Here is a 19,431-nt window from a genome sequence, read left to right as displayed (position 1 = left end):
ACACATTTCACTGCTTCATCTCCCTATGAAGACTGGCTCACTGCCGCGAACTTCCGTAGCATCCTAGCCCTTTTTCCGCTGGCAGCCTCTCCTTCCATGAAAGCAACTTCCCTGCGCGCCGATGTCCTGGCCGGGCTCACGACCTCCTTTGCCCTGGTGCCCGAGTGCATCGCCTTTGCCCTGGTGGCGCACCTCAATCCACTGATGGGTTTGTATGGTGCCTTTATCATCTGCACACTGACCGCCTTGCTCGGCGGTCGCCCGGGGATGATTTCCGGCGCCGCTGGCTCCATGGCGGTGGTGATCGTTGCGCTGGTGGTCCAGCACGGCGTGCAGTACCTGTTGGCGACTGTGCTGCTCGGTGGCCTGATCATGATTGCTTTCGGCGTACTGCGCCTGGGCAAGCTGGTGCGCATGGTGCCGTACTCAGTGATGCTCGGCTTCGTCAACGGCCTGGCGATCATTATCGCCCTGGCGCAACTTGAGCACTTCAAACACGACGGCGCCTGGCTCAGCGGCTCGGCCCTGTACGTGATGCTAGGCCTGGTGGCGCTGACCATGGCGGTGGTTTATGTGCTGCCGCGCCTGACCCGCAGCGTGCCTCCGGCGCTGATTGCGATTCTCGGCGTGGGTGTCGGGGTGTATCTGCTCGATCTGCCGACCCGCACCCTGGGCGATCTTGCCCACATCGCTGGCGGCCTGCCGGCACTGGCTTGGCCGGATGTCCCATGGAACCTTGAAACGCTGCAGATTATCGCGCCCTACGCACTGCTGATGGCGCTGGTGGGCCTGTTGGAAACCCTGCTGACCCTCAACCTCACCGATGAGATCACCGAGAGCCGCGGCTACCCCAATCGCGAATGCGTGGCCCTGGGCGTGGCCAACATGACCTCAGGTGTGTTCGGCGGCATGGGTGGTTGCGCGATGATCGGCCAGACCGCCATCAACCTCAGCTCCGGTGGCCGTGGCCGTCTGTCCGGGGTAGTGGCCGGGATGATGATCCTGATGTTTGTGCTGTTCCTCTCGCCACTGATCGAACGCATTCCGCTGGCGGCACTGGTCGGGGTGATGTTCGTGGTGGCGCAGCAGACCTTTTCCTGGGCTTCGCTGCGGGTGCTGCACAAGGTGCCGCTCAACGACATGTTGGCGATCATTGCGGTGACGCTGGTCACCGTGTTCACCGACCTCGCCACTGCCGTACTGTTCGGCATCGTTATCGCCGCGCTCAATTTTGCCTGGCAACAAGCCCGTGAACTGTACGCCGACAGCCACCTGGAACAGGATGGCAGCAAACTCTACCGGGTGCACGGCACCTTGTTCTTTGCCTCGACCACGCCCTTTCTCAACCAGTTCGACCCGGCCAACGACCCGGCTCAGGTGACCCTCGATTGCCAGCACCTGAATTTCGTCGACTACTCAGCGATCACCGCGCTCAAGACCCTGCGCGAGCGTTACAGCAACAACGGCAAGCACCTGCGTGTGGTGCACCTGTCCGAGCGCTGCAAGCAATTGCTCAAGCGCACCGGACTGCACGACAACTGAGCAAGGTACTCAGGGGGCGCCGAACATCGCGGTCCAGTAGATCCCGGCGTCGCTTTTAGGATCGACCGCATAGGCAGCGCCCAGCTCGGTGAACTGCGGATTCATCAGGTTGGCGCAATGGCCAGGGCTGGCCAGCCAGCCGTCAACCACCTTGCGTGGCGTGTCTTGCCCGGCCGCGATGTTCTCGCCGGTCTGCTGCCCGGCATAGCCCGCCAGTTCCGCGCGGTCGCCGGGTGTGCGTCCGTCACGGTCCACGTGGTCGAGAAAGTTCTGATTGGCCATGGCCCGGGTGTGCGTTTCGGCGGCACCGGCCAGGGTCGCATTCCAGGCCAGCGGCGTTGCCGCGGCAAACGCCTGACCGCCGCATTGACGCTGCTGGCTGCGGGCACCGTTGATCAGGGTCAGCAGCTTCTGGCCCTCAGCCTGCCAATCGCCGAGCTTCCCGGCCAGCAGTGGCCGCGCCAGCACGATGCGCCAATCACGCCCCTCCTGACTGACACCGACATCCACGAATTGCGGATCGAGCACTACCTGACAGAAGCTTTCCTGCACCGCTTTCATTGCCGCCTGGGCATCGCGGGGGCCATTGAGGGTGATGGCCTGGACGTTCACCATCGGGTAATTGGCCTGTGACAATGCACTGCGCAAGTCCACACTTCCGGACGCTGGCAGCACCAGACGCGGATCACTGGCCAGTGGCGGCAGCTCCAGCGAGGCCTGCCCGCCACAGCGCTGGGCCTGGCTACGGTAGCTGTTGATCGAATCGATCAATTGCGACGGCTCACTGGCCTGAACGGTGGTCGCCAACAGGGCCAGCGGCAAGCTGACAAAGCACAGAGCGGATGACAGGACACGCATGAAGATCTCCCGTGAATGGACGGCGCCTATGATGCGCGAAATCGCCCGTCGTCGAACAGCTGGAATGTTTTGAGCGCTGCGTGGTCGACCCTGTAACGGGAAGTGCTAACTCCCTTACCTGAAGAAGGTTTGCCATGCGCCTGCCAACGATTGTCACTTGCCTGCTGCTGGCCTGCTCAGCGCCCCTGACCCTTGCCGCCGAACCCAAGGCGCAGGTGGCCGAAGACAAAGCCCAAGTACTGGAACACAAGGCCGCCGCACAACCCGATGCCCCACCTGCCCCCAAGAGTAAAGCCATCACCCAGAGTGAAGTCCAGGCCGTGGACCCCGCCGGAGCGGCAGCCCTGGACGACGCCATCACCTGCATGGCACGCAGCATCTATTGGGAATCCAAAGGCGGCAAGGCGCCAGACATGGAAGCGGTTGCCAGTGTGGTGATGAACCGACTGGGTCATGAGGGCTTTCCAGACACTGTGTGCGGCGTGGTCAAGCAGGGTTCCGAGAGCGGCAATTGCCAGTTTTCGTGGTGGTGTGACGGGCGCTCCGACACGGTTCAAGAAGAAAACCGCTATGCCATTGCCAAGGAAATCGCGCGCAAAGCGCTGAACCGCCAACTCGATGACCGCACCCGTGGTGCGCTGTACTTCCATGACCGCCACGTTTCGCCCGATTGGGCGCGGGCCTATGTGAAGACCACCGAGACCAGTGACTTTCTATTCTACAAACCGCGCAACGGCACCGCGCGCTAACGCACCCGACGGTAGGAGCGGGCTTGCCCCGCGATAGCAATCAAACAGCATAAATCAGGTCGCCAAGCCGATCAGGGCACCTCCAGCAGCGAAATATCCCCCGCTGGCTTGCCCGCGCGGCGATCGCTCATCCAGTCGGCCACTTGCGTAGCGAATTCCGGCGGCGCCTTGCGGCCCACGCGTCGGGCAATGTCGAGGATGGTTTGCTGGGCCAGCGCCTCCTCCATGCGCTTTTGCGCAGTGAGCATCACCGCATGAATCGAACAGGTGCCCTCCTGCGCCCAGCTCGGTGGCGAGCCGTCAAACAGCGCACAGCGATCCCGTACATCGCGGCACTCGAAGATCATCTTGCGCCCGTCGATGGCCGTGACAATGTCCAGCACGCTGATCTCGTCGGCAGGCCGCGCCAACCGGAACCCGCCGCGCAGGCCTTCAGTGGCGACCACCAGGCCGGCCTTGGCCAGCTTGGTAAAGACCTTGGCCAGGTACTCTTGAGGCACGCCTTGCAACTCCGCCAGGTCGCGCACACTGGCTTCACGGCTGTCGCCCAGGTCATCAACCAGGAAGGCCAGGCAATGGATGCCGTACTCCACCCCAGCGCTGTACAGTGACATGTCTATCTCCGACTAACTTTATCGCAATAATATCAGTCTTTAACGACTTTTCGAAATCCAGCCGTCTCCAGCACCTACCGTGTGTCGGCTTTCAGCGGTGCACCACAGCCCTTAACTCAGCAAAGAAACCCAGAAATAGAGCGGCGCCTGAGCAAGGTTAGCCGGATCGCTGCGGGGATCGACAGAAAAAAATACTTGCGCCGAACAACTACGACCAATAGAGTCGTAGTTGTTCGGCGCTGACCAGCCTTGCTTTGCGGCCACGCACCGTCACCCTCTTTTCACTGTGGAGCAGCTAAATGAAACAGCACATTCTGATTGTCGGCGCAGGTTTTGGTGGGGTCTGGAGCGCGCTGAGCGCCGCCCGCCTGCTGGATCAACATGGCCGCAGCGATGTCGCCATCAGCGTCCTGGCGCCACAAGCCGAACTGCGCATCCGTCCACGCTTCTACGAGCCTGAAGTGCATCAAATGAAAGCGCCGCTGGCCGAGCTGTTCAACGCCGTGGGTGTCACCTTTATCCAGGGCGCTGCCGAGCAGATCGACGTAGCCGGCAAGCGCGTCAGCTACACCGACGCCCAGGGCCTGCGCAGCGACATTGCCTATGACCGCCTGGTAATGGCCGCTGGCAGCGGCGTGTTCCGTCCTGACATCGACGGCCTTGAGCAGCACGCCTTCGATGTGGACCAGATCGAATCGGCAGCGCGCCTGGAACAGCACCTGAAGTCGCTGGCCAGCCTGCCCGTCTCAGCGGCACGCAACACCGTGGTGGTGGCTGGCGGTGGTTTCACCGGCATCGAAACCGCAACCGAAATGCCTGGCCGCCTGCGTGCAATCCTCGGTAACGACGCCAACATCCGGGTGATCATCGTTGACCGTGGCGCCAAGATTGGTGCGGCGCTGGGCGAAGGCATCAGCCCGACGATCATCGAAGCGTCCGAAGCGCTGGGCGTGGAGTGGCGCGTCAATGCCTCGGTGGCGAGCGTAGACGCCAACGGCGTAACCCTCGCCGATGGCCAGCGGATCGAGGCCAACACCGTGATCTGGACCGTGGGCGTTCGCGCCAGCGCGCTGACCACGCAAGTGCCCGCTGAACGTGATGCACAAGGGCGCCTGCATGTAGACCGCAACCTCAAGGTCAAAGGCCAGGAGCATGTGTATGCCACCGGTGATGTGGCCTACGCCGCCACCGATGACGAGGGCAACTTCGCCGTGATGTCCTGCCAGCACGCCATTGTCCTCGGGCGTCACAGTGGCAACAACGTGGCGGCGGACCTGCTCGGTGTCGAGCCGGTGCCTTACAGCCAGCCCAAGTACGTCACCTGCCTGGACCTGGGCGCCTGGGGTGCGGTGTACACCGAAGGCTGGGACCGTCAGGTAAAACTGCTGCGTAAAGAAGCCAAAGAGCTCAAGACCCAGATCAACTCCGTGTGGATCTACCCACCAGCGGCCGACCGCGCCACCGCCCTGGCGGCAGCCGACCCGCTGATTCCTATCGTCTAACGGCCAAGTTGTGGGAGCGGGCTTGCCCCACGATAGCGCTGTGTCAGTCACAACGCATCGCGGGGCTAGCCCGCTCCTACCGAGTACTGCGCCAGCGGCCAGTAACGCCCCTTGCGTGATTCGTACAAGGTGAAGTGACGGGCACGCAAAACAAAGTCCGCCGCCACCAGCGCCTCCGGGGGCGGCCCCTGATAGTCGCGGGCCAGGGTCAGGTGTGGCCGATACTCTCGTGGCGCCTCGGAAAATCCCAGCGGCAGCAGCGCCTGTTGCAGGCTGTAGACCAACTGCCGCAGCGCTACCGGGGTCTCACTGGGGGCCAGCACCAAGGCCTTGGCCGAACGCCATACCTCAAGACGGTCGAGGGCTACCGTAATGCTCTGGCCAGGCACCTTGACGGCGCCTGCGGCAGCCAGGATTGCCGGCAGTTGAGCGGTATCCACCGAACCGAGAAACATCAAGGTCAGGTGAAAGTTCGCCGACGGCACAGGTCGCCCTTTTTCCATCCTCAGTTCGCTGCGCCACTGGGCCAGCGCCCGGCGCTGATCCGCGGTGCAATCGAGGGCGAAAAACAGCCGCTTGAACGGCTCGCCCGTTTCGCGAATGCCTTGCACCATGCCCTGTCCTCCTTCTCGCTGGTGGTAATGCTCAGTCTGCCGCAAGGCAATGGGCCCGGACTACATTTGCCGTAAAAATCACGCAGCGCAAACCTTTGCGCGTGGGACTAATGTCGGACACGGATCGCGTAACATTTAGTACAAACCCCGGCCATGATTGTTTATGCTGGCGAGCTCATGCCATGGCGCATCGCCACACCGACAAGTATCCGCCCATGAAAATCTTCCTCGTTCTGCTGTTTGTCTGTTCGATTGCCTTCGTGCATTTTCGCGGCAAGGTCCGGCACAAGATCACCCGTCAACTGGGGGACCATTCCAGCTTCCTCGCCCCGGTCAACGCGTTCCTCTACTTGTTCTCCAAACTGCCGGCCAAGCCCTATCTGCCGGTTGAGTCCTTTCCTGAACTCAAGCCACTGCAGGACAACTGGCAAGAGATTCGCGCCGAAGCCCAGCAACTGCTGCATGTCGGCGAAATCAAAAGCTCGCAGAACTACGACGACGTCGGTTTCAACTCCTTCTTCAAGAGCGGCTGGAAGCGTTTTTATTTGAAGTGGTACGGCGAAAGCCACCCTTCGGCGATGAAGCTCTGCCCGCGCACCACCGAATTGCTGCAAGGCATTGGTACGGTCAAAGCGGCGATGTTCGCCACCCTGCCGCCAGGCTCGAAGCTGGTACGCCACCGCGACCCGTATGCCGGCTCCTACCGCTACCACTTGGGCCTGGACACGCCTAACGACGATGCCTGCTACATCTGCGTGGATGGCGAGAATTACGCCTGGCGTGACGGTGAAGGGGTGATTTTCGATGAAACCTATATTCACTACGCCGCCAACCACACCGAACACAACCGCATCATCCTGTTCTGCGACGTCGAGCGCCCGCTCAAATACCGCTGGGCCACCGCCTTCAACCGCTGGTTCAGCCGCAACGTCATGGCCGCCGCGGCTGCGCCGAACGATGCCGGTGACAAAACCGGCGGCATCAACCGTCTGTTCACCCGCATCTACAAGATTCGTCAGCGTGGCAAGGCGCTGAAAAAGCGTAATCGCACACGCTACTACCTGGAAAAATGGGCAGTGGTGGCGGCGTTGCTGTTGCTGTTCATCTACATCTGATCTGCACGCTATCGCGGCGCACCCCACCCCGTTCCACATCCTCTTGCTGTACCCGCCCCCCACCAAAGTACTGATTAACTGCGCCCAACGACCAACGGCGCCCCACAGAGAAAAAAACTAGCTTCACTGTTCATGTTGCCAACCGCACAAGGTGAAAACGATGAGCATGATGGACTGGGACGCCTACCGTAAGCAGTTGATGGCCGGTATCGGCGACCTCAAGCAACTGTCCCCTGACACCGTCAACGGTTATATTACCGCCAGCGGCGCCGGGGCCAAAACCAACCACCTGGATGCCAAGACCCGTGAGCTGATCTCGCTGGCGGTGGCGGTCACTACCCGCTGCGACGGCTGCATTGCGGTGCACTCGGCGCAAGCCGTCAAACACGGGGCCAGCCGTGAGGAAATCGCCGAAGCGCTGGGTGTCGCCGTCGCCATGAATGCCGGCGCCGCACTGGTGTACTCGGCGCGAGCGCTGGATGCCGTGGGTAAGGTCGAGCAGTAGCGCCAGCCGTGCCGGCATGCACAAACAGTTGCATGCCGGCATTAACGCTTTCAGACTTGCGGTTCACCCTGCCAGGAACCGCCATGATTCACATCCGCCCCATGACCGCCGCCGACTTCGAACGTTTCTGGCCCACCTTCCAGGCCATTGTCGCGGCCCGCGAAACCTATGCCTTCGACCCAGCCATGAGCCAGGAACAGGCGCGTCAGCTGTGGCTGGAATCACCGCTGCATACGCTGGTGGCCGAAGAGGATGACCAGCTCCTGGGCTCGTACTTTCTCAAGGCCAATGCCGCAGGCCCCGGCAGCCATGTGAGCAATTGCGGCTACATGGTCAGCGAGGCTGCGCGCGGCCGCGGTGTGGCTCGCTTGATGTGCGAGCACTCGCAGCGTCTGGCGCGTGAGCAGGGTTTTCTCGCCATGCAGTTCAACTCGGTGGTCGCCAGTAACGAGGTGGCGGTGGGCTTGTGGCAAAAGCTCGGTTTCGACGTGGTCGGGCGCCTGCCGCGCGCCTACCGGCATGCGCGTCTGGGCCTGGTGGATTGCCTGATCATGTACAAGTGGCTGGAACAACCGCAGCAGCCGATGCTGATCGGGCGCAAGAACATCGAGGCGGTGGTGTCGCGCAAACGCGGCCGCTGATTATTCCGGTAGGAGCGGGCTTGCCCCGCGATTGCGGTGTCAGGTAGATCGCTATCGCGGGGCAAGCCCGCTCCCACAGACTTAAGCGCAACTCATTGACTGCAAAGGCTTTCAATGTTCAGATGCGCGCCAGTTTCAGGTGTCCTGCGCCGCCGTGCGCAGGGTGAAACGGGAAGCCGGTGCATCACTCAAAGTGACTAGTCCGGCGCTGCCCCCGCAACGGTAAGCGAGCGAAGCCTTCGATACACCACTGTGCTCCGGCATGGGAAGGTGAAGGCCTTCATGACCCTCGCAAGCCCGGAGACCGGCCTGAAGCTTTGTTTGGCAACCCCGCGGTGGGCGGGCGCAGGCCGGTTTGCGGGCGCCTGCGCGCGCAATTCCTTCATGCGTTGTTCCCTCCGGGATTCATTCCTTCCAAAGATTGTGGAACGACATGTCCCGTAACTCCAAGCTTCACACCCTGGCGGCCAATGCCCTGGCCCCCTGCCTGGCATTCTCCTTGCCGACCTTCGCCGCAGAAACCGGCACCCTGGCCCTGCCATCGACGGCCATTACCAGCACCAGCGACAACCAAGCGATCAGCCTGGCCACGCCATTGCCGGCCGGCTCGCGCCTGAACCTCAGCGCCATGGACACCCCGGCCAGCACCAGCAGTATCAGCGCCGAACAGATCGAAGGGCGCAACAACCAGACCGTGCAAGACGCCGTCAGCCGCTCGCCGGGCATCACCTCGGTGGCAACGCCAGGCAACGGCAACACCGCGTTCTCGGCCCGTGGATTTCAAGGCCACGGTTCGGTGATGACCTTGTTCGACGGCTCGCGCATGTACACCGGTGCTGGTACCCAGACCTTTCCGGTCGATCCCTGGATGGTCGAACGAATCGACATCATCCGCGGCCCGGCGTCGGTGCTCTACGGTGAAGGCGCCACCGGTGCAGTGATCAACGTGATCCCGAAAAAACCGTTTCTGGGCGAGATCCACAACCACCTGCGCCTCGGCTACGGTTCCTACGACCGCCAACAACTGGGCCTGGACAGTGGTGGTTCGTTGAGTGAACGCCTGAGCTACCGCCTTACCCTCAACCAACAGGCGAGCAACGGCTGGGTGGATCGCGGCGATTCGAAGAACCTGGCGATGAGCGCCGCCCTGCGCTTCGACGCCAGCGACAGCCTCAGCTTTACCCTCGCCCACGAGCGTGGCGACGCCGAGCCGATGAACTACTTCGGCACCCCGCTGATCGACGGCCACTACCGCGACAGCCTGCGCAAGAAGAACTACAACGTACAGAACGACGTGCAGCGCTACCACGATGAGTGGACTCGCCTGAACAGCGACTGGACCCTGAGTGACTCGATCAGCGCCAGCAACCAGCTGTACTACCTGAAAAGCCGCCGACACTGGCGCAACGCCGAGGACTACACCTGGGACAGCAGCCTGGGGCAACTGCAACGTGGCAGCTACCTGGAGATCAAGCACGACCAGGAACAAATCGGCGACCGCCAGAGCTTTACCTTCGACCACAACCTGTTAGGCCTGAACAGCAAAACCGTGGTGGGCGCCGAGTACAACCGTATTCGTTTCGGCATCAACAGCAACTCGCCGTACAACGACATCGGCGGTGATTCTATCGACCCGTGGAACCCGGCACCCGGCGACTTCCACAGCGCCAGCCCGACCCGCCCGCAGTCCCAGAGCACTACCCGCACCTTCGCCCTGTTCGCGGAAAACCGCACGCAGCTGTCTGAGCGCTGGTCGCTGGTGACCGGCGTGCGCCGTGATCAGAACCACATCGACCGTGACAATCTGGTCAACGACAGCCGCAGCGACCGCAGCCTCAGCGGTGGTAACTGGCGTGCCGGCCTGGTGTTTGCCATGACCGACGAGCTGTCGCTGTACGGGCAGTACTCCACCAGTGAAGATGGCGTCAGCGACCTGGTGACTCTCAGCCCCAGCCAGCAAAATTTCGACCTGACAGAAGCCAGGCAAACCGAGTTCGGCATCAAGCAGCTGTTCTGGGACGGCCGTGGTGAGTGGACACTGGCGGCCTATCACATCGTCAAGAAGAAACTCTTGGTCGACAACCCGGTGACCCACCAGAAGGAACAAGCCGGACAACAGACCTCCGACGGTATAGAAGCAACCCTGGAACTGGCCCTGGCCAACCAATGGCAAGTGTCGGCCAACGCCTCGGTGGTGCGCGCCAAATACGATGACTTCGAGCAAACGGTCAACGGCCAGTCGGTCTCGCGTGCGGGTAACCGTCCAGGCAACGTACCGCGACGCACTGCCAACCTGTGGCTGAACAAAGGCCTGGGCTACGGTGTCGATGCCGGCATGGGCGTGCGTTACGTTGATGCGCGTTATGCCGACACCGCCAACACCCAGACCGTCCCGGGCTTCACCGTGGTCGATGCCAACCTCGGCTGGCAGGTACTGCCCGATGTGCGCCTGGGCCTGCAGTTGAACAACCTGCTCGATCGCCGCTACGCCGCGACTGCCCACAGTGGCGAGCAGTGGCTGATGGGTGAACCGCGCTCGTACTTGGCAACCATCGACTACAGCTTCTAAACATCCCCCTGGTAGGCGCGGGCTTGCCCCGCGATCGCGGTGTGTCAGTCCCACCGCGATCGCGGGGCAAGTCAGTGGATATCTGCAAAAAGCTGATTATGCTTCAAACAACCTTGCAGTAATGCAAGACCGCGAACCCCAGGGCCAGGGTGCGGTAATTCGAGTAGGTGCTCCGGCCTATTAAAACAAGTCGGAGAACAGTCATGGCGGCAATCGACAGTACGTCCAGCGGCAGCACGCCCAACCGCGGGATTACCAAAGAAGAGCGCAAGGTAATTTTTGCCTCGTCCCTGGGCACCGTGTTCGAATGGTACGACTTCTACCTGTATGGCTCACTCGCCGCGATCATCGCCAAGCACTTCTTCGCCGGCGTCAACGAAACCACCGCGTTCATCTTTGCCCTCCTCGCCTTTGCCGCAGGCTTTGCCGTACGGCCATTCGGCGCCATTGTGTTCGGCCGCCTGGGCGATATGATCGGGCGCAAATACACCTTTCTGATCACCATTGTGATCATGGGTGTGTCGACCGCGATTGTCGGTTTGCTACCCAGCTACGCCACCATCGGGGTAGCGGCGCCGATCATTCTGATCACCCTGCGCCTGCTCCAGGGCCTGGCCCTGGGCGGTGAGTACGGCGGCGCGGCAACCTATGTGGCCGAACACGCCCCGCAAGGCAAGCGCGGCTACTTCACTTCATGGATTCAAACCACCGCGACCCTCGGCCTGTTCCTGTCGTTGCTGGTGATCCTGACCTGCCGCACGATTCTGGGCACCGAAGCCTTCGAAGCCTGGGGCTGGCGTATTCCGTTTCTGCTGTCGATCTTGTTGCTGATTGTTTCGGTGTACATCCGCCTGCAACTGAGCGAGTCGCCGGTGTTCATGAAGATGAAGGCCGAAGGCAAAGCCTCCAAGGCGCCGCTGACCGAATCCTTCGCCCGCTGGGACAACCTTAAAGTGGTGATCATGGCCCTGCTCGGCGGCACCGCCGGCCAGGCGGTGGTGTGGTACACCGGGCAGTTCTACGCGCTGTTCTTCCTGCTGCAGATGCTCAAGATCGACCCGCAAACCGCCAACCTGCTGATTGCCGGTTCGCTGTTGATCGGTACGCCGTTCTTCATCCTGTTCGGCAGTTTGTCTGATCGCATCGGGCGCAAGGGCATCATCATGGCCGGCTGTATCATCGCCGCCCTCACCTACTTCCCGATCTTCAAGGCATTGACCGAGTACGGTAACCCCGATGTGTTCCTTGCCCAGGAGAAAAACCCGGTCACGGTGATCGCCGATCCCAACCAGTGCTCGTTCCAGTTCGACCCGGTGGGCAAGGCCAAATTCACCAGCTCCTGCGACCTGGCGAAAAGCGTGTTGGCCAAGCGCGCGATTCCTTACGAAAACATGAAGGCTGAGCCGGGCAGCGTCGCGCAGATCCGCATCGGCGATAAAGTCCTGCAGAGTTTCGAAGGCACCGGCATGCCTGCCGCCGACTTCAAAACCCAGAATGATGCCTTCGTCGCCACCCTCACCACCGCCCTGAAAGACGCCGGTTACCCGGAAAAAGCCGACCCGAGCAAAACCAACTACCCGATGGTGTTGCTGCTGCTGACCATCCTGGTGATCTACGTGACCATGGTCTACGGCCCGATTGCCGCCTGGCTGGTGGAGTTGTTCCCGACGCGCATTCGCTACACTTCGATGTCACTGCCCTACCACATTGGTAACGGCTGGTTCGGTGGTTTCCTGCCGACCGTGGCGTTTGCCATGGTGGCGGCTACCGGCGATATCTACTACGGGCTGTGGTACCCGATCGTGATCGCGGTGATGACGGCCATCCTCGGCATCTTCTTCCTGCCGGAAACCAAGGACCGCGATATTCATCACGACTGAGGCAAGGGCTGTACGTGGCACAGCGGGTTGGGCGATGATCACGCCCCCCGCTGTCAATGGAATGAACATGCACGATTTGATGAGTGTCTTTGCCTTGTGTGTCGTCGTACTCTTTTTGAAGATGCTGGCGATTTCCTGTTACCAGGGCTATTACCGCATCAGCCGCCGAACCTTCAAAAACGCCGAAGACGCCAGTTTTGTCGGGCGCCCGGCCAGCGCGCAAGAGCTGCCACAAGTCAGCCGCGCGGCGCAGGCCTGGGCCAACGACCTTGAAAGCATCCCGGTGTTTTTTGTCCTTGGTGCTCTGTGCCTGGTGTACTACCCACCGTTCACCCTTACCGTCGGGTTGATGGTGGTGTTCACCGCTGCCCGGGTGATGCATACCGTGACCTACCTGGCGCGCTGGCAGCCCTGGCGCACGATTGCCTATGCGGTGGGGATCATTTGTCTGTTGGGCCTGGCTGGCATGGTGACCCTGGGGGCGGTACGCCACCTGTAGGCGCGGTGTGTCAGCCATATCGCATCGCGGGGCAAGCCCGCTCCCACTGGCGAATGCAAAAAAACGGGATTGACGCAGTCTCTGCGTCAATCCCGCTTGGTCACCACCTGTGAACTGAAGAACTATCAGTTCCAGGGACGGTCGCCGTTCTCGTCTTTGATGCGAGTCGGCAGGCCCATCACGTCCAGTGCCTTGAGGAACGGCTCAGCCGGCAGTTCTTCAACGTTGGCCATGCGCTGTACATCCCACTCACCACGCGCAACCAGCAAGGCTGCCGCTACCGGCGGTACGCCTGCGGTGTAGGAGATGCCCTGGCTGTCGGTCTCGGCGTAGGCTTCTTCATGGTCAGCGACGTTGTAGATGAAGATCTCACGAGGCTGGCCATCTTTAGTGCCTTTGACCAGATCACCGATGCAGGTCTTGCCGGTGTAGCCCGGCGCCAGCGAGGATGGATCTGGCAGTACTGCCTTGACCACTTTGAGCGGCACGACTTCCAGGCCCTCGGCGGTTTTCACCGGCTGCTCGCTGAGCAGGCCAAGGTTTTTCAGCACGGTAAACACGTTGATGTAGTGCTCACCGAAGCTCATCCAGAAACGCACGTTCGGCACGTCGAGGTTCTTCGACAGCGAGTGCACTTCGTCGTGGCCAGTCAGGTACAGGTTCTGCGAACCCACTACCGGCAAGTCGTCGGTACGCTTGACTTCGAACATGGTGTTGCTGGTCCACTGGCTGTTCTGCCAGCTCCATACCTGTCCGGTGAACTCACGGAAGTTGATTTCCGGGTCGAAGTTGGTGGCAAAGTATTTGCCATGTGAACCGGCATTGACGTCGAGGATGTCGATCGAATCAATGCGGTCAAAATACTGTTGTTGCGCCAATGCTGCATAAGCGTTGACCACACCTGGGTCGAAGCCTACGCCGAGAATGGCGGTAATGTTCTTCTGCTGGCACTCTTCGAGGTGTTTCCACTCGTAGTTGCCGTACCACGGCGGGGTTTCGCAGATTTTGCCCGGCTCTTCGTGGATGGCGGTGTCCAGGTAGGCCACGCCGGTATCGATGCAGGCACGCAGCACCGACATGTTCAGGAAGGCAGAGCCAACGTTGATGACGATCTGCGATTCGGTTTCGCGGATCAGTGCTTTGGTCGCTTCGACGTCCAGAGCGTTCAGCGCAAATGCCTTGATTTCAGCAGGCTGCTTGAGGCTGCCCTTGGCAATGACGCTGTCGATGATGGCCTGGCATTTGGAGATGTTGCGCGACGCGATGGCAATACGACCGAGTTCGTCGTTGTGCTGCGCGCACTTGTGGGCCACCACCTTGGCGACACCTCCTGCACCAATGATAAGAACGTTCTTCTTCAATTTCTCTATCTCTCCTTTACTGCCAGCTCAAGACAGGCTGGACAAGTAGTCTTCGAAACCAAACTCGCGAACCACCTCAACACTACCGTCGAGTTGTTTCACTACGATGGACGGCATTTTCAGGCCGTTGAACCAGTTTTTCTTGACCATGGTGTAACCCGCTGCGTCAACAAACGACAGCCGATCGCCGATGGCCAGCGGACGATCAAATTGGTATTCGCCGAAGATGTCCCCGGCCAGGCACGACTTGCCGCAGACCATGTAGGTGTGCTCGCCCGCGCTTGGTGCCAGCTTGGCGTTGAGGCGGTAGATCAGCAGGTCGAGCATGTGCGCTTCGATGGAGCTGTCGACCACGGCCAGGTGCTTGCCGTTGTACAGGGTGTCGAGCACGGTGACTTCCAGCGAGGCGCTCTGGGTGATGGCCGCTTCGCCCGGCTCCAGGTAGACCTGAACGCCGTATTGCTCGGAAAACGCCTTCAGGCGCGCACAGAAGGCGTCCAGCGCGTAGTCTTCACCGGTAAAGTGGATACCGCCGCCCAGGCTCACCCACTCGACCTTGTGCAACAGGTGGCCGAAACGTTCTTCGATGGTGCCGAGCATCTGGTCGAACAGGTTGAAATCGCCGTTCTCGCAGTTGTTGTGGAACATGAAGCCGGAGATCTGCCCGATGACTTCCTCGACCTTCACCGGATCCCATTCGCCCAGGCGGCTGAACGGGCGTGCCGGGTCGGCCAGCAGGTAGTCGGAGCTGCTCACTTGCGGGTTGACGCGCAGGCCACGCACAGTGCCTTCGGTCTGTTCGGCAAAGCGCTGCAACTGGCCGATGGAGTTGAAGATGATCTTGTCGCAGTTTTCGACCATCTCGCCGATTTCGTCGTCGGCCCAGGCCACGCTGTAGGCGTGCGCTTCACCAGCGAACTTCTGACGGCCCAGCTTGAGCTCGTAGAGCGAAGAGGACGTGGTGCCGTCCATGTACTGCTGCATCAGGTCGAAGACCGACCAGGTGGCGAAGCACTTGAGTGCCAGCAGCGCCTTGGCGCCGGAGTTTTCCCGCACGTAGGCGATCTTCTCCATGTTGCGCAGCAGCTTGGTTTTGTCGATGAGGTAGTACGGCGTTTTGATCATTTCGAGGCCCCCGGCCAGGCCGGCCAAAAAAAGGACACGCATTGTGCCCTTCCTCGATAGTTATCGAAAGGGAGAAAAACGCTTTTCGCCAAGTCAGTGGTCGTGCGGGCCCGGTTTTGGCCCTTTCTATCGGACACATCGCTTCGCGGGGCAAGCCCGCTCCCACCGGGCGTAGTGTGCCCTGGTGGGAGCGGGCTTGCCCCGCGATTGCATTCAGCCAATCAGGCAAAGGCGTTGATGAACCAGGTAATCAACGGCAAGGCAACGATGTCGATCAGCACCGCGCCACACAGCGGCACGATGATAAAGGCCTTGTAGGAGAACACTTTGTAGTGGTCACAGATCGCGCCCATGTTCGCCACCGCATTGGGGGTGGCGCCCAGGCCGTGGCCCATGTAGCCGGCGCACAGCACCGCAGCATCGTAGTTGCCACCGAACAGGCGGAACAGCACGAAGATGCACAGCAACACCATGATCACCACCTGCACCACCAGAATCACCAGCAAAGGCAGGCCCAACTGCTCCAGTTCCCAGAACTTCAGGCTCATCATCGCCATGGTCAGGAACATGCCCAGGCTGATATCGCCCACGGTGCTGACCGCGTTGTCAGGAATGTCGATGACCCGCGCACGGTCGTTGAAGTTGCGCAGGATGATGGCGACAAACATCGCGCCGACGTACACCGGCAGGACGATGCCCAGGTGCTCATTCAGGGCGTTACCGATCCAGAAGCCCAGCACCATGATCACCAGCATGCAGGTCAGCAGGCGCAACAGCACCGCCGCATCCAGGGGCACGCTCAGCGTTTCATTGGCTTTGCCCAGCGCTTGCAGGGTGACGTCCTGATCGGCCTTGACCACCAGCTTTTTACGGTCGATCAAGTAGCGCGCCAGCGGGCTGCCGAGCAAACCACCGGCGATCATGCCGAAGGTCGCCGAAGCCAGTGCCGCCGTGGTGGCGCCCGCAGTACCGAGGCTCTCGGCAATCGGCCCGAAGGCGGCAGCCGCACCAAAACCACCTTCAAGCGACACCGCACCGGCCATGATCCCCAGCAGCGGGTCGATGCCCAACGCCTTGGCCATGCCGACGCCCACCAGGTTCTGCACCAGGGCCAGGCCCCAGCAAGCGCCCAGGTAGATGAACAGGATCTTGCCGCCCTGACGCAGCAGGCCAAGGCTACCGCCCAGGCCAACGGTGGTGAAGAACGCCACCATCAACGGGGTTTGCATGGCGGTGTCGAGTTTGATGTCCAGCCACTGCTGGTTACGCAGGAACCACACCACCAGGGCAAAGCCAAAGCCGCCGATCACCGGGGCCGGTACACAGAGTTGGCGCAGCCAGTAACTGTGTTTTTTCAGTTGCGCACCCATCGCCAGCAGCACAAGCGCCAAAGCGACGGTGGTCAATGCATCGAGTTGCAGGGTCAGCATGGATAAGCACTCTTGTTTTTATACTTGGATTATTAGGGGAAAGGTTCAATCGACCAGGCAGGCCAGCAGCCGTGCGCCGATACGGGCGGTGCGCTGGTCCTGATCGAGGCTTGGGTTCAGTTCGGCGATGTCGGCCATGCGCAACTTGCCGCTGGCCTTGGCCTGGCGGACCAGATGCTCGACCACCATCAGATCGACGCCGTGAGCTGACGGCGCGCTGACGCCGGGTGCCTGGCTGGCTGGCAGCACATCGAGGCAGACGGTCATGTACAGGTGATCGATGCCACTCAGAAACTCGGCGACAAATGCCTCGATGGCCGGAACGTTCCACGGCTGCATCTGGCGGTCGAGGCGATAGCGCACATTCAGGCGTTGGGCCTGGTCAAACAGTGCCTGCGTGTTGTTCAGTTCACTCACGCCCAGGCAGCAATAGTCGAAGGCCCAGCCGGCCTGCTGGCAGTACTCGGCAATTTGCCGGAACGGCGTGCCAGAGCTGCTTTGCGCGGCGTGACGCAAGTCGAAGTGGGCATCGAAGTTGAGAATGCCGATACGCGGCGGCGCTGGCTGCTGGCGCAGGTGCATGGCCAGGCCGAGAAAGCTGGCATAAGCGATTTCATGACCACCACCCAGGCCCAACGGCAAATGACCCTGGTCGAGCAATTGGCAGACGCGCTCGGCGTAGGTCAGCTGCGCCCCTTCCAGATCATTGCCGTCGCAGGCGATATCGCCGCTGTCGTACACCGGTCGCTGGCCGCGCCAGGCCAGGTTGGCCAAGGCCTTGCGCAAGGCCAGAGGGCCCTGGCGAGCACCGCTGCGGCCCTGATTGCGGCTGACCCCTTCGTCGCAGGCAAGGCCTAGCAAGGCGCTGCCCGTGGGCTGCGTGTTGCGATAGGGCTGCACCCACTGGTGCCAGCGCAGCGCCGACGCTCCTTCGTTTGCGTCGATACGGCCTTGCCACTCGGGCATGGCGAGTTGTGTAGTCATGCGGGGTACTCCAGGTAAATTCAGTCCAGCCGCGCGCCTACGCGCAGGGCGACTTCGCGCGTCCAGCGGGTCAGACGTTCGCTGTTTTGCTCGGCGCGAAAGGCGGGTGCCATCAGGCTGATTGCGCCGTGCAGGCGGTTACGGCTGTCGAGCACCGGGGCGCTGACGCCCCAGATGCCCTCATCGATCTCGCCCAGGCTGACGGCGTAGCCCTGGGCGCGAATGGGCAGGAAGCTCTGCTGGTACGCTTCAATAGCGTCTGCCTCAACGCCCTGCTCCTGCAGGATCGCTTCACTGCGTTCAGGCGCCATATGGGCAAGCAGCACCCGCGCCGAAGCACCGACCAGCAGGGGCTGGGCCAGGCCTTTTTGATAGCAGCAACGCAACGGTTGCGGGCTGTCGATCAGCTCGATGCAAATCGCCTGGCCGTTGCTGGGCACCATCAGTGCCACGCTCTCCCGGCTCAACTCCGCCAGACGCTTGAGTTCGGGCAACGCCTGTGACACCAGCAGCGCCTCGCGATCGAAGCGGTTGGCCAACTGCAAACAGGCTGGCCCCGGCAAATAGCGGCCATGGCCGTTGTCTTCGGCCAGGCCCCAGCGCAGCAGGGTTTTCAGGTGCCGGTAGGTGCTGCTCAACGGTTGTTCCAGTTGCAGGCTCAGTTCCTTGGCCGACACGGCTTCATTGGCTTGGCCAAGGGCAACGAGAATCTGCAGCAAGCGATCGGTGGGCGTGTTGTAGTTCATATGGGCTCCTTGTGAACATGGTGCACAGGGTTTTCCCAAAGGGTGAAACAGGATTCCCACTAAGTGGGAAAAATTGCGCGGAAAACTGACGAGGGGCGTGCCAACGCGGGGTCAGACGTTCAAGTCGACAAGGATTTAGCGCAACGTCCATACACCAGCAAGTCGCCGGCAGTGGCAATCACCAGGCTCAAGCCGGTGTAGGAAAAGCCAAACGCCCTCACCTCCAACTCCACCGCCAGCTTGTGAAACAGCGCGGGCCGGTTGTAACGCGCACCGTGCAGCCACGACCCCGGCTCCACCAACAACAGGTGCTGTTCGGGCCATGCCAGGGTGATGTCCTCGACCATCCAGCCATCTGCGGTGGCCAACGGCAGGCCGCCGCCGTTGATTCCGGCCATATGGATGACCCGCTCGTGCAGCGGACCGATACCACGGGTTTGCAGGTAACGATCACTGCCGAGGTTGTCGGTGCGGTCGCGGGCAACCTTCGCCCCGCTCTGGCAATCGATCACACTGCGCCCGGAGCTGGAGGCGACTAGCAACAGCTCGCTGTCATGGTCGAAGCCGACCTCAAGCAAGCCGGCGACGGTCAACTGCGCCTTGAGTTGCCAGGGCGCCGGGGCTGGAGCGACCTGGCGCTGTTCAATCTCGCGGCGGAGCGGGTCGAGGTGAGATGAAGGCATGTCACGACTCTGTG

General features: G+C 61.4%; 18 protein-coding genes and 1 riboswitch. Of the genes, 9 read left to right on the top strand and 9 right to left on the bottom strand.

What is annotated here, in order from left to right; all coding sequences use genetic code 11:
• The first annotated feature begins 96 nt into the window (after window positions 1-96).
• Window positions 97-1,542: a SulP family inorganic anion transporter gene (locus ACP6KB_RS10635; protein WP_442113670.1), complete on the top strand. Its 1,446-nt coding sequence runs from the start codon at window positions 97-99 to the stop codon at window positions 1,540-1,542.
• A gap of 9 nt (window positions 1,543-1,551) precedes the next feature.
• Here ACP6KB_RS10635 and ACP6KB_RS10630 read toward each other — a convergent pair whose 3' ends face one another.
• Window positions 1,552-2,400, bottom strand: a complete 849-nt coding sequence (locus ACP6KB_RS10630; protein ID WP_442113669.1) for a CAP domain-containing protein — start codon at window positions 2,398-2,400, stop codon at window positions 1,552-1,554.
• A 134-nt stretch (window positions 2,401-2,534) separates the two neighbouring features.
• On the opposite strand from ACP6KB_RS10630, the gene ACP6KB_RS10625 reads away from it, so the two are divergent.
• Window positions 2,535-3,149, top strand: a complete 615-nt coding sequence (locus tag ACP6KB_RS10625) for a cell wall hydrolase (RefSeq protein WP_442113668.1) — start codon at window positions 2,535-2,537, stop codon at window positions 3,147-3,149.
• A 71-nt stretch (window positions 3,150-3,220) separates the two neighbouring features.
• Here the strand turns inward: ACP6KB_RS10625 and ACP6KB_RS10620 are convergent, their stop codons facing one another.
• Complete coding sequence (locus tag ACP6KB_RS10620; protein ID WP_442113667.1) at window positions 3,221-3,763, bottom strand: RrF2 family transcriptional regulator; 543 nt, start codon at window positions 3,761-3,763, stop codon at window positions 3,221-3,223.
• 299 nt (window positions 3,764-4,062) lie between these two features.
• Here ACP6KB_RS10620 and ACP6KB_RS10615 point away from each other — a divergent pair, with 299 nt between their 5' ends.
• Window positions 4,063-5,265, top strand: a complete 1,203-nt coding sequence (locus ACP6KB_RS10615) for an NAD(P)/FAD-dependent oxidoreductase (protein ID WP_442113666.1) — start codon at window positions 4,063-4,065, stop codon at window positions 5,263-5,265.
• Window positions 5,266-5,330: 65 nt separating this feature from the next.
• On the opposite strand, the gene thpR is transcribed toward ACP6KB_RS10615, so the two are convergent.
• Window positions 5,331-5,879, bottom strand: coding sequence for an RNA 2',3'-cyclic phosphodiesterase (gene thpR, locus ACP6KB_RS10610; RefSeq protein ID WP_442113665.1), 549 nt, complete (start codon window positions 5,877-5,879; stop codon window positions 5,331-5,333).
• A 215-nt stretch (window positions 5,880-6,094) separates the two neighbouring features.
• On the opposite strand from thpR, the gene lpxO reads away from it, so the two are divergent.
• The 6 genes from lpxO to ACP6KB_RS10580 all read left to right on the top strand — a co-directional run bounded on the left by lpxO (window position 6,095) and on the right by ACP6KB_RS10580 (window position 13,088).
• Window positions 6,095-6,994, top strand: a complete 900-nt coding sequence (gene lpxO / locus ACP6KB_RS10605) for a lipid A hydroxylase LpxO (RefSeq protein WP_442114292.1) — start codon at window positions 6,095-6,097, stop codon at window positions 6,992-6,994.
• 160 nt (window positions 6,995-7,154) lie between these two features.
• Window positions 7,155-7,499: a carboxymuconolactone decarboxylase family protein gene (locus tag ACP6KB_RS10600; protein WP_442113664.1), complete on the top strand. Its 345-nt coding sequence runs from the start codon at window positions 7,155-7,157 to the stop codon at window positions 7,497-7,499.
• Window positions 7,500-7,582: 83 nt separating this feature from the next.
• On the top strand, window positions 7,583-8,140 hold the full coding sequence (locus ACP6KB_RS10595; protein WP_442113663.1) for a GNAT family N-acetyltransferase: 558 nt from the start codon (window positions 7,583-7,585) through the stop codon (window positions 8,138-8,140).
• A gap of 120 nt (window positions 8,141-8,260) precedes the next feature.
• A riboswitch (cobalamin riboswitch) is annotated at window positions 8,261-8,467 on the top strand.
• Window positions 8,468-8,573: 106 nt separating this feature from the next.
• On the top strand, window positions 8,574-10,709 hold the full coding sequence (locus tag ACP6KB_RS10590) for a TonB-dependent receptor (RefSeq protein WP_442113662.1): 2,136 nt from the start codon (window positions 8,574-8,576) through the stop codon (window positions 10,707-10,709).
• Between the two features lie 203 nt (window positions 10,710-10,912).
• Window positions 10,913-12,589: an MFS transporter gene (locus tag ACP6KB_RS10585; RefSeq protein WP_442113661.1), complete on the top strand. Its 1,677-nt coding sequence runs from the start codon at window positions 10,913-10,915 to the stop codon at window positions 12,587-12,589.
• A 67-nt stretch (window positions 12,590-12,656) separates the two neighbouring features.
• Entirely contained in the window at window positions 12,657-13,088 is a 432-nt protein-coding gene (locus tag ACP6KB_RS10580; protein WP_442113660.1) for an MAPEG family protein, read from the top strand.
• Between the two features lie 125 nt (window positions 13,089-13,213).
• Here the strand turns inward: ACP6KB_RS10580 and ACP6KB_RS10575 are convergent, their stop codons facing one another.
• The 6 genes from ACP6KB_RS10575 to ACP6KB_RS10550 form a co-directional block, all read right to left on the bottom strand.
• Complete coding sequence (locus ACP6KB_RS10575) at window positions 13,214-14,449, bottom strand: saccharopine dehydrogenase family protein (RefSeq protein WP_442113659.1); 1,236 nt, start codon at window positions 14,447-14,449, stop codon at window positions 13,214-13,216.
• 27 nt (window positions 14,450-14,476) lie between these two features.
• Window positions 14,477-15,574: a carboxynorspermidine decarboxylase gene (locus ACP6KB_RS10570; protein ID WP_442114291.1), complete on the bottom strand. Its 1,098-nt coding sequence runs from the start codon at window positions 15,572-15,574 to the stop codon at window positions 14,477-14,479.
• A gap of 221 nt (window positions 15,575-15,795) precedes the next feature.
• The gene (gltS, locus tag ACP6KB_RS10565; protein WP_442113658.1) at window positions 15,796-17,004 is read right to left on the bottom strand and encodes a sodium/glutamate symporter; all 1,209 of its coding nucleotides are present in this window, start codon (window positions 17,002-17,004) and stop codon (window positions 15,796-15,798) included.
• Window positions 17,005-17,049: 45 nt separating this feature from the next.
• Window positions 17,050-17,988 (bottom strand): formimidoylglutamase, encoded by a 939-nt coding sequence (gene hutG, locus ACP6KB_RS10560; RefSeq protein WP_442113657.1) that lies wholly within the window; start codon window positions 17,986-17,988, stop codon window positions 17,050-17,052.
• 20 nt (window positions 17,989-18,008) lie between these two features.
• Window positions 18,009-18,734 (bottom strand): IclR family transcriptional regulator, encoded by a 726-nt coding sequence (locus ACP6KB_RS10555; protein WP_442113656.1) that lies wholly within the window; start codon window positions 18,732-18,734, stop codon window positions 18,009-18,011.
• Window positions 18,735-18,853: 119 nt separating this feature from the next.
• The gene (locus ACP6KB_RS10550) at window positions 18,854-19,417 is read right to left on the bottom strand and encodes a hypothetical protein (protein WP_442113655.1); all 564 of its coding nucleotides are present in this window, start codon (window positions 19,415-19,417) and stop codon (window positions 18,854-18,856) included.
• Between the last annotated feature and the right edge of the window lie 14 nt (window positions 19,418-19,431).

Origin of the sequence: Pseudomonas sp. NUPR-001 (assembly GCF_052147955.1) — a bacterium.
Taxonomy (GTDB): domain Bacteria; phylum Pseudomonadota; class Gammaproteobacteria; order Pseudomonadales; family Pseudomonadaceae; genus Aquipseudomonas.
Note: the sequence above shows the minus strand (reverse complement) of the source record. Positions and strands in the feature narration are given on the sequence as shown.